This window comes from Methanoculleus taiwanensis (assembly GCF_004102725.1).
GTDB classification, from domain to species: domain Archaea; phylum Halobacteriota; class Methanomicrobia; order Methanomicrobiales; family Methanoculleaceae; genus Methanoculleus_A; species Methanoculleus_A taiwanensis.
The window spans coordinates 929,835-939,805 of the sequence record NZ_LHQS01000001.1 but is presented as its reverse complement, the minus strand read 5'-3'; the positions used below and the strand labels follow the sequence as shown (position 1 = coordinate 939,805).

At 60.4% G+C, this 9,971-nt stretch carries 8 protein-coding genes; 4 read left to right on the top strand and 4 right to left on the bottom strand.

The window, feature by feature from the left end:
* Window positions 1–667 precede the first annotated feature (667 nt).
* The 3 genes from ABH15_RS04775 to ABH15_RS04765 are packed head-to-tail and all read right to left on the bottom strand — an operon-like array spanning window position 668 to window position 5,539.
* Entirely contained in the window at window positions 668–1,399 is a 732-nt protein-coding gene (locus ABH15_RS04775) for a segregation/condensation protein A (RefSeq protein ID WP_128693195.1), read from the bottom strand.
* Window positions 1,392–4,835, bottom strand: a complete 3,444-nt coding sequence (gene smc, locus ABH15_RS04770) for a chromosome segregation protein SMC (RefSeq protein ID WP_128693194.1) — start codon at window positions 4,833–4,835, stop codon at window positions 1,392–1,394. Before smc ends, ABH15_RS04775 begins: the two co-directional genes overlap by 8 nt.
* Before the next feature lie 14 nt (window positions 4,836–4,849).
* A complete protein-coding gene (locus tag ABH15_RS04765; protein WP_128693193.1) occupies window positions 4,850–5,539 on the bottom strand; it encodes a hypothetical protein in 690 nt (229 codons plus the stop codon).
* A 100-nt stretch (window positions 5,540–5,639) separates the two neighbouring features.
* Here ABH15_RS04765 and glyA point away from each other — a divergent pair, with 100 nt between their 5' ends.
* The 4 genes from glyA to cofE are packed head-to-tail and all read left to right on the top strand — an operon-like array spanning window position 5,640 to window position 9,353.
* Window positions 5,640–6,911 carry a serine hydroxymethyltransferase gene (gene glyA, locus ABH15_RS04760; protein ID WP_128693192.1) on the top strand — a complete coding sequence of 424 codons (1,272 nt, stop codon included), beginning with the start codon at window positions 5,640–5,642 and terminating at the stop codon, window positions 6,909–6,911.
* Entirely contained in the window at window positions 6,908–7,753 is an 846-nt protein-coding gene (gene folD / locus ABH15_RS04755; protein ID WP_128693191.1) for a bifunctional methylenetetrahydrofolate dehydrogenase/methenyltetrahydrofolate cyclohydrolase FolD, read from the top strand. Before glyA ends, folD begins: the two co-directional genes overlap by 4 nt.
* On the top strand, window positions 7,735–8,544 hold the full coding sequence (gene folP, locus ABH15_RS04750; protein WP_128693190.1) for a dihydropteroate synthase: 810 nt from the start codon (window positions 7,735–7,737) through the stop codon (window positions 8,542–8,544). The genes folD and folP overlap by 19 nt, the downstream gene beginning before the upstream one ends.
* The gene (gene cofE, locus ABH15_RS04745) at window positions 8,541–9,353 is read left to right on the top strand and encodes a coenzyme F420-0:L-glutamate ligase (protein ID WP_128693189.1); all 813 of its coding nucleotides are present in this window, start codon (window positions 8,541–8,543) and stop codon (window positions 9,351–9,353) included. Before folP ends, cofE begins: the two co-directional genes overlap by 4 nt.
* Here the strand turns inward: cofE and cofC are convergent.
* Window positions 9,273–9,914 carry a 2-phospho-L-lactate guanylyltransferase gene (gene cofC, locus ABH15_RS04740; protein WP_128693188.1) on the bottom strand — a complete coding sequence of 214 codons (642 nt, stop codon included), beginning with the start codon at window positions 9,912–9,914 and terminating at the stop codon, window positions 9,273–9,275. The genes cofE and cofC overlap by 81 nt on opposite strands.
* Window positions 9,915–9,971 lie beyond the last annotated feature (57 nt).

The following is a 9,971-nucleotide window of genomic DNA, read 5'->3' as shown; positions in this document are numbered from 1 at the left end:
AGGGTTGCGTCCTGCGCACCCCCGCATGCGGCAACGAAACCAACCGCCCCTGACTGCATTCCCGCCGTGCTGCACGAATCATGGAGATTCGTCGGCACAACGAGAACTTGTGCAGGAAACTATGTTGGCTTTTCCAGCATATAAACCTTGTTCCCGCATCAGATCCGAGCACACCGGGCTCGCACCCTCATAGTTGCGCACCTGGCAGCACACCGGACAGACCACCCCGAAGGGCTGCACGACCGGGCGCCATACCAACGCAGCCTCCATATGTTAGAGGTAGACCCATATAAACATTATCCACCCTTTGACCAGCCCGACTGAGACAAAAAACAGGAAATACAGACAGTTATTGAGATAAAACCCAATTAATTCGCCTGAACCAACTGTCGCGAGGATATCCGGCTGCGAACCACCGACCACCACCCCGGAAGTGGAGGACACCCCGGAAAAAACGCCGGGATGAAGAGGAATTGCCAGGAGAACCATAGATGCGATTACCATTGAGGAAGGAAACAGGCCACGCGCGCAGCCCCGATAGAAGAATCTGCGAAAAATCACTCAAATCAGCTGAGAAGAAGGACTTTGCAAAAGAAAATTGCTGGCGGACACTGCCCGCGCATACCGGGCATCACCACCGACCGGCAGTGCGGGACTCTCCCGCGGATCATCCCTCCTCCCCGGGCGGCCCTTCCTCGCCGACGAAGATCTCCCCGAAGAACTCGTCCTGCCAGAGAGCAACCTTTCCTTCGAGCATCAGGAAGAGCAGCGGAATATACACATCGCGCATCGTCCACCCCATCTGCGACGAGAGCCTCCCGAGCGTCTGGGGCGCACCCCCACGGGCAGTGCGGAGGTACCCTTCAAGCACCGTCGAGACCGCCATCTGGTACCCTTCGTCATGGGCGAGCGAGACGACCTCATCCGCTCCAGGCTCAAACTCGGCCTCCCTGACAGCCGGAGTTCTTCTCCGCTGCCTGCGGCGCTGTTCCCGCTCGGCAGTCTTGAGCTGCTTCAAGAGCTCGTACAGCGTCACCGGGGGGCGCTTCCGAACACTCTTGCGCCCGATCCGGCGCTGGATCTCCCGCTCAAGCCGGTCCATCGGCTCCCCGCGCTGCTCCGGGTCGAAGTCAAAGTCGAGATCAATGAGCAGATCGTCTTCTGGCAGGAGCTCGCCCTCCTCCCCATCGTCGTCTGCTTCATCCAGATACTCCGACTTCATCCGAAGGAGCGTTGCGGCGTAAAAGAGCGTTCTCCCGGATATCCGGAGGTCAAGCTCCTTGCGCCGTTCCATCTCTGCAAGGAACCGATCGGTCACATCGACGATATCGATATTCCACGGATCGACCTCACCCCGTTCGGCCATACCGGCAAGGATCTCGACCGGCTCTTCATCCATTGTTCTTCACACCGGTCACGTACGTGCTCTTATCGGGCCGGATAGTCACGCCGACGATACGATCGGCACGCTCTATCATGGGCTTACGCAGCGAGACAATCACCGACTGTGCCCGTGACGAGAGTTCGTTGATCATAGAGGCGATGCGCTCCACATTATTCCCGTCAAGGAACATATCGACCTCGTCGAGGGCGTAGAACGGAGCAGGCATGTACTTCTGGATCGAGAAGATGAATGCAAGGGTCGTGAGAGACTTCTCCCCTCCCGAGAGCGACGAGAGGAGGTGAACCTTCTTATCCCGCGGCTGGACGGCGAACGTCATGCCTCCTGAGAAGGGGTTCTCTTCGTTCTCGAGGACCAGCCGTCCGGTTCCGTCCGTCAGGCGCGCAAAGATCTCCCGGAAGTTCGTATCTATCGCCGAAAAGGCGGTCATGAACGCATCGAACTTCATCTTCTCGAACTTCTCGATCCGCTCAAGGAGCAGCGTCCGTTCCCTCGAGAGAACCTCTTTCTTCTCCGTCCGCTCAAGGGCGCGCTTCGAAACCCGCTCGCACTCCTCGATCGCCAGCATATTGACCGCGCCGATCTTCTTGAGCGCGCGTTCGGCGGCATCGATACCTGCATCGATCTCGGCGAGATCGAGCTCGGACTCGACGTCCCCCGCCTGCTCACGGAGCTCTGCAAGTTCCTGCAGCAGCGAGCGTTCCCGCTCGGCGAAAGCCTGGATCTGCATCCGGGTCCGCTCGGCGGCGCCTTCAAGCTCGACGATGCCCCTCTCAAGTTCCTGGATGCGGGCGACGATCTGATCGCGCTCCCTGCGGAGATCAGCAAGCTCCTGCGAGAACTCCTGCTGCCGTGCTTCGAGACTCTCAATAGACCGGCGATGCCCGTCGATCTCGGTGCCGGACGCCGTTATCTCGGTATCGATCTCCCGGTTCTTTGCCGCGATCCGTTCGCGATCGGCCGCAAGCTCTTCAAGGCGGTTTGCGAAATGCTGCCGCTCGCGCTTGGCGTCCGCAATATCGGCATCCTTGTTCCGGAGCCTCTTCTCAGTCTCGTCGACCTCTCTGCGATACCGTTCGTAGTCCCCGGTCAACGCGGGAATCCCGGTATCGTCGAGTTTCGCCTTGAGAGCTTCAATCTCCCCGCCAAGCCGGGTGATCCCGGTATTGGCGGCGGCGAGCTCGCTCTCAATCCGTGCAAGCTCCGCCCCGCCGGTCCTCGTACCATCGCGCATCTCGGCAAGCGCAGACTCGAGCTCCTGCTTCTCACTTCCGAGAACCTCGACGCGCTTCTGGTACTCCTCCGCCAGCATCCGGTAGCGGGAGAGCTGCTCGTCGAGGTTCGTCCTCCTGCTCCGGAGTTCTTCCGAGAACGAGGAAGAACGCCGGATCGCAGCATCGACCTCCGCCGCCTCGGCCTCGAGCTCTCCAAGGAGGGCTCGCAGGCGGGCGATCTCGTCCTCGACCGCGACGCCGAAACCTTTCACTTTCTTCTGGTTGGCGCCTCCGGTCATCGCACCGGCCCGCTCAAGAACCTCGCCCTCGAGCGTCACCATCTTGTACTTGCCCATCATCCTCCGGGCACGCTCAAGGGTATCCACCACGACCGTCGTGCCGAAGACTACCCGGAAAGCCCGCTCGAACTCAGGATCATACTCGAGAAGGTCGACCGCATACCCGATCACGCCGGGATCGGCGTCGAGCGGGGAGATGATCGGCGGCCTGAGTTTATTGAGCGGCAGGAACGTGACCCGGCCGAGACGGTTCTCCTTTAAGAACCGGATCGCCCCGGACGCGACGCCGTCGTCTTCGACGATGACGTGCCGAAGACGCCCGCTTGCCGCGACGTCGAGCGCCGTGGCGTACTCGGGCGGCGCGCGGCCGAGCTGGGCGACGGTTCCGTAGACACCCTCCATACCGAGGATCTCCTCCATCACCCGTCCGCCCGCATCCCCGCCTGCCTGCTGCTGCGCCTCGAAACGGATGATCTCCTGCTCATGCGCCCGGATCTCTTTCTTCAGGCGATCCAGCGTCGAGCGTTTCGCAAAGAGCGAACTCTCGGCATCGGAGAGCTCCCGTTCGACCCGGCGCTTCTCCTCCTCGGCATCTGCGATTGCCCCCGAATACTCCGCGAGCTGCGCATGCTTGCTTGCGAGTTCCTCATCGATCTGCCGGAGGCGCCCTTCGAGACGCTCCCGCTCGGATGTGCGCATCCGGCTCTTCTCGATGATAATATCCTGCTCGTGGAGCAGATTCGCCCGAACCTCTTTTTCGCGTTCGAGGGCTTCCATCCCGGCGAAGAGCTGATCCTTCACCCCCTCGACTTCCCGGCTTTCGACCTCGATCCGCGCCTCGACCTCGCTCATCCGTTCTCTGCTGGCGGAGAGCTCCATCGCGAGATTCGCCCGGTCGATACTGAGGCTCCGGATCTGCTCGACGCACTCGTTCACCCGGGACTCGGCCCGCCTGCTGTCCATATAGATACGCTTGCCCGCCTCAAGGTTCTCCTCCTTCTCGCGCTTCAAGCGTTCTATCGTCTTTTCAGCAAGCTTGATCCCGCTTCGCGCCTCCTCAAGCCGGGCGACGATCTGCAGATACTCGGTGCCGCTCTTTCTGCCGATCTCAAGATCGAGCTCGGAAAGTTGGCTGCGCGTCCCGCCAAGCTCACCCTTCCGCTCCTCGATCTCGCCACCGGTACGGAGGAGCGCAGCATTCTGCCCCTGCGCAAGCTCCTGCAGCGTCGCAACCTCCTGCTCCTTGCGCCGGACAAGCGCGGCCCCGCGGCACCGTTCGAGCCGTTCCAGTTCGCCCTGCCACCGCTGGTATTCGAGCGCCTGTTCGCGCTCCTGCTGCAACTCGTCGAGGCGCGCGGCGAGTTCGTGGAGAATGATCTCTTCTCGCTCGATCCGCTCCCGGACAATCTCAAGCTCCGAGAACGACTGCTCGCGCTTATGCTCGAACTCCGCGACGCCGGCGATCTCATCGATGATCTTCCTCCGTTCGGTGTTGCTCATCTCCATGATGCGGGTGATATCGCCCTGCATCACGACATTGTAGCCCTCCGGCTTGATACCGAACTTCGCCAGGAACCCGATGACATCGCCCTGCTTGCAGAGCCGGTTATTGAGATAATTATAGCTATAGTAGCCGGTCGGCGTCTGCTTGATCTTCCGGCGTATCGTGGTGCCGTCCGAGAAGGTGATCGTCACCTCGGCGGTGTTCTTGCCGGTATTGACATTGATCAGATCGGTCAGCTTCTCCGCTCGCAGGCCACGGGCACCGGAGAGTGCGAGAACAAAAAGGATACTGTCGATGATATTGCTCTTCCCTGAACCGTTCGGGCCTGATACGACAGTAAAACCTTCAAGAAATGGAATTTTCGTCTTTCTCCCGAAAGACTTGAAGTTGTCGATCTCAAGCTGCGTTATATACAAGGATCAGGCTCCACTTACTTGTTCGAATCAAATTCGATAGTATCGTCTTCGTCTGCATGAATAATGCTGTCGACTTCTTTCGTCCTCTGCCCCGGTTCCGCGACGACGATACGGTCAGACGAGCCCTTCCTCTTGCCGCCCATAACCTTATTCTGATATTTGTTGCTCGCAACGATATACTCGGAACCCGTCCTCTTCTCCGGTTTCAGCGTTCCGTCGTTCTGCATGATAAGTTCCATATCGGTGGTGTCTTCCGGTTCGGGCACCGGAGCGGCGCGGGGAGCGGGGCGTGCCTGGGGTGTCACCAGACTCTGCCGCGGCACCGCCGTCGGCCTGACCAGCGGATCGGTCCGGCTGACACGCCTGACGTTCTGCGTCGGCACCGTCTGCTCCGGTTCTGCAGGGCGGACGGCTTTCCGGGGCTCCGGCTCGACGGCCGCCGGCACTGCAGCGACGGGCATCTTCATGCGCTCCTCGGTCTGGCGCTGCATCTTCATGACGATCGATTTGAGATCGAGCATCTCTTCGGTCAGACCCTTCATCAGTGCTTCAATCTCCTTGATCTTCCGCTCAACGCCGCGCAGACGCTCATCGTCATTGTCTGAAAATTCCACCGTTTCCACCCCTTTTAACTTTTCCATTTCCCCTTCCCGCTCAGCAAGTTCCCGCTCGAGAAACCGGATTCGTGCATCTTTCTGTGCCATTATTTCCCTCGAAACTAACCTTGATGGTGATTACGTATTAATATTTCATTTGAATCCGGGGAAGAAAGACTATTACCTCTTCAAGGCTACCTTTTTTTACATGTCTAGTCTGGCTGAATTCGATCCAGAAGTTGCAGATCTCATCGAGTGCGAGCGTCTGCGCCAGCTCAATGGATTGGAACTTATTGCCTCCGAAAACGTCGTGAGCAAGAACGTCCTCGAGGCAATGGGGTCAATAATGACCAACAAATATGCGGAGGGGTATCCCGGCAAGCGATACTACGGCGGTTGCGAATATCACGATGTCGTGGAAAATCTGGCGCGCGACAGGCTGTGCGAACTCTTCGGAGCGGAACACGCCAATGTGCAGCCCCACTCCGGGAGCCAGGCAAACCAGGCAGTCTACTTTGCATACCTGAACTACAAGGACAGGATAATGAGCCAGAACCTCTCGCAGGGCGGCCACCTCTCCCACGGATCACCGGTCAATATCAGCGGCAAGTGGTACTCGATCTTCCAGTACGGTGTCGACCCCGAGACCGAGACGCTCGACTACGCGAACCTCGAAGCGATGGCGCGGATCGTCAAGCCCTCCATGATCGTCTGCGGTGCGAGCGCGTACCCGCGTGAGATCGACTTCAAAGCGTTCCAGGAGATCGCCGAATCGGTCGATGCATACTGTATGGCCGACATCGCCCACATCGCAGGTCTCTGCGCAACCGGCTACCACAACTCGCCGGTCGGTGTGGTCGACTTCGTGACGACCACGACGCACAAGACCCTCCGCGGCCCCCGCGGCGGTGCCATCATGTGCAGGAAAGAGGACGCTCCCGCCATCGACAAGTCGGTCTTCCCCGGCATGCAGGGCGGACCGCTGATGCATGTCATCACGGCGAAGGCAGTCTGCTTCAAAGAGGCCATGCACCCGTCCTTCAAGGAGTACTGCGGGCAGGTCATCAAGAACGCGAAAGCGATAGCCGACGTCCTTGCCGAAGAAGGGCTCGATATCGTCTCCGGCGGCACCGACAACCACTTAATTCTCCTCGACCTGACGGGGCTCTCCACGAACGGCGACCACCTGACCGGGCTTGCGGCGGAGAACGCCCTCGGCGAAGCGGGGATCACCGTCAACAAGAATACCATCCCCCGCGAACAACTCAGTCCCTTCGTCACGAGCGGCCTCAGGATCGGCACTCCCGCGGTGACCTCGCGCGGCATGAAAGAAGCGGAGATGAAGCAGATAGCATACTGGATCGCCCGCGTCCTCAAGGACATCGCCCGGGACAAGACCTCAAAGAAGGCCATCAGCGAAGTGAAGGCGGAGGTCACGGCCCTCGCAAGCAGGTATCCCCTGTATCCTGAAGTGATATGATATTAGACGGCAAGAAGGTCTCTGAAAAGAGGCTCGAGATACTCAAGGAGCGGATCGAAGAGTCGGGGCTCTACCCCCGGCTCGCAACCATCATCGTCGGAGAAGACCCCGGATCGCAGCTCTATGTCAGGATGAAGCACCGGGCGTGCGAAAGGGTCGGGATCGGTTCGATCGGCATCGAACTCCCAGAAGACACAACCACCGAGCGCCTGCTTGAGACGGTCGCCCGCTTAAACAACGACCCCGATATCAACGGGATCCTGGTGCAGCTCCCCCTCCCGAAGCAGATCGACACCACCCGCGTGATCGAGGCGGTCTCGCCGGAGAAGGATGTCGACGGATTCCATCCCTATAACCTCGGACGCCTCCTTGCAGGAACTCCCGTCTATGCGCCCTGCACCCCGAAGGGGATCATGACCATCCTCGCCGAGTACGGGATCGAGATAGCCGGGAAACGCGCCGTCGTCGTCGGACGGAGCATCGACGTCGGCCGCCCGATGGCAGCTCTTCTCCTCAACGCCGACGCCACGGTGACCATCTGCCACAGCAAAACCCAGAACCTTGCTGACGAGATGCGTTCCGCCGATATCCTCGTCAGTGCCGTCGGTAAGGCAGGGTTCGTCAGAGCCGATATGGTGAAAGAAGGGGCGACGGTCATCGACGTCGGGATCAACTACAACGAGAACGGCAAACTCTGCGGCGACGTGGACTTCGAGGCCGTGCGGGAACGGGCAGGTGCCATCACGCCGGTGCCGGGCGGGGTCGGCCCGATGACGATCGCGACGCTCATGGAGCAGACCTTCAAGGCTGCAGAGCGGAAGGCATGCATATCTGTTCTGTAAATCAGATCCCGATAGGCGGCAGTGCCCCCGTCCGCCTCATGGGCGTGATCAACGCCAGCCCCGAATCATTTTTTTCCGGATCGTATACCGCAACTCCGGACATCCGAGACCGGGCTTTTGCGATGCACGACCGGGGAGCGGATTTTATCGATATCGGCGCCCGGAGCACCGCCCCGGGTGCACCGCCCCTGACCGTAGCCGGGGAGGCGGAACGGATCGACTCGGCACTCGGCGAGCTCGACGGGTCCGGGCTTACCATCTCGGTCGACACGATGCACCCGGAGGTGCTCCGCGTCTGCTTAAAGCACGAGATCCATGCGATCAATGATATTAACGGGCTTGCCGACAGGGAGTATGCAACAATTGCAACCGATTCAGGCCTCCCCGTCTTCGCCATGGCAAGCGTCGCCAGGCCCGGCGATGCGGTGGGATTCGATGCCACCATGCAGGCGCTCGCGACAGTCGTCGGCCGCTGCGAGGAGCATGAGATCGAGGAGTTCATCCTCGACCCCGGCGTCGGGAGGTGGATTCCGGAACGGGGAAGCGAGGAGGACTGGGAGCTCTGCAGGAACTTCCATGCCTTCACCGCATTCGATCGCCCGCTCCTTGCAGCGGTCTCGCGAAAATCACTCCTCGGCGATCTGCTCGGGAAACCTCCTGAGGAGCGTCTTGCCGGCACCCTTGCACTCACCATGATGCTCGTCGAGCGCGGAGCGGCGGTCGTCCGGTCGCACGATGTCGCCGAGACCGCGGATCTGCTCGCCGTATACCAAAAGATGGTGGAACAATGAAAGAAAATGTATTCTGCGTCTACGGCCTCAAGACCGAACTCATACACGCCGGCGACGATATGGTCGATCACCTGATCGACGCCTCCGCTGATGCCGGGTGCGGCGCTTTCCGTGACGGCGACATCATCGTCATCGCCGAGTCGGCGGTCGCCACCGCAGAGGGAAGAATCGTCGCTCTCGATTCAGTTGAGCCGTCGGCGGCCGCAACCGCCCTCGGCGCGCAACACCGGATAGACCCCCGCCTCGCAGAGATCGTCCTCTCCGAGAGCGAGAAGGTGGTCGGAGGAATCGACGGGTTCCTGCTCTGCCTGAAGAACGGAACGCTTCTCCCGAACGCTGGGATCGACGCATCGAACGCCCCCGCTGGCTCGGTCGTCCTCCTCCCCGCCGACCCCGACAAAAGCGCGGCGAGGATACGCGAAGGGATCCGGAAACGGTGCGGCGCCGATACGGGAGTGATCGTGGCCGACAGCCGGACACACGCCATGCGCCTCGGATCGAGCGGCGTCGCCATCGGGTGCTCGGGACTTCTGGCGGTTATCGACGAGTGCGGCAGAACCGATCTCTTCGGCAGGGAACTGCACGTCACGAAGCGTGCCGTCGCCGACTGCATTGCTTCCGCAGCGGAACTCGTCATGGGCGAAGCCGATGAGTGCGTCCCGGCCGCGGTCGTCCGCGGATCGGGTCTCCCCATCGGCGACTACACCGGGATAGCCACAATCGACGCTTCAGAGTGCCTCTTCATGGGGACTGCGCTTCACGCTAACCCTGCCCTTCTCGATCGAGAGGGAAAAACCAAGCCCCTCTAGATACTCCCTGCTCTTCCCTTTTCCGTGGATGAGAATCTCAACGAGATCCTCCTGTTCATCCATATCCGTCGACATCCGGAACGAGTCGATGACATCCACGGTAAACCCGCATTCCTCAGCGATCCGCATATGATCGAGGAAACTCGCCCCGTAGAAGTCGGCGCGGAAGCAGCGGGGTTTCTTTAAGAAGATCGCATTCGTGCCCCCGCCCCGCCCCGGTACGATGGCCATATCCTTCCCGGTCGAGACGAGGCGCTGGATGTCGCCTGCCCGCACGAGCGGGAGATCGGCCATGATGATGAGTGCCGGGCAGTGGAACTGGGCGAGCGCCCAGTTGATTGCCTCGTTAAGCGGCTCTTTGCGAACGGCGACCAGAGCATCGCCACGCTCGAAGGCACTCGTACAGAGGAGCGTCGCGCTGCACCCGGACTTCAGCACGGCGGCGATGACGTCGTCGAGCATCGCTCGTGCAAACGCCTCGCGTTCCTCCTGACTGAGAACGCAGGAAAGCCGGGTCTTTGGGTTAACCGGCTTGAAGGGGATGAGAGCATGAAAATACATTGAAATCCGGTTGTCCGGTTACCGACAAAAAGGCATCGTTCCATATGGCTCCGGCAC

Excerpts from the sequence above, each read along its gene's own strand:
- ABH15_RS04775 (WP_128693195.1), bottom strand. The coding sequence starts at position 1,399 with ATGGATGAAGAGCCGGTCGAGATCCTTGCCGGTATGGCCGAACGGGGT.
- ABH15_RS04765 (WP_128693193.1), bottom strand. The coding sequence starts at position 5,539 with ATGGCACAGAAAGATGCACGAATCCGGTTTCTCGAGCGGGAACTTGCT.
- glyA (WP_128693192.1), top strand. The coding sequence starts at position 5,640 with ATGTCTAGTCTGGCTGAATTCGATCCAGAAGTTGCAGATCTCATCGAG.
- folD (WP_128693191.1), top strand. The coding sequence starts at position 6,908 with ATGATATTAGACGGCAAGAAGGTCTCTGAAAAGAGGCTCGAGATACTC.
- folP (WP_128693190.1), top strand. The coding sequence starts at position 7,735 with ATGCATATCTGTTCTGTAAATCAGATCCCGATAGGCGGCAGTGCCCCC.
- cofE (WP_128693189.1), top strand. The coding sequence starts at position 8,541 with ATGAAAGAAAATGTATTCTGCGTCTACGGCCTCAAGACCGAACTCATA.
- cofC (WP_128693188.1), bottom strand. The coding sequence starts at position 9,914 with ATGTATTTTCATGCTCTCATCCCCTTCAAGCCGGTTAACCCAAAGACC.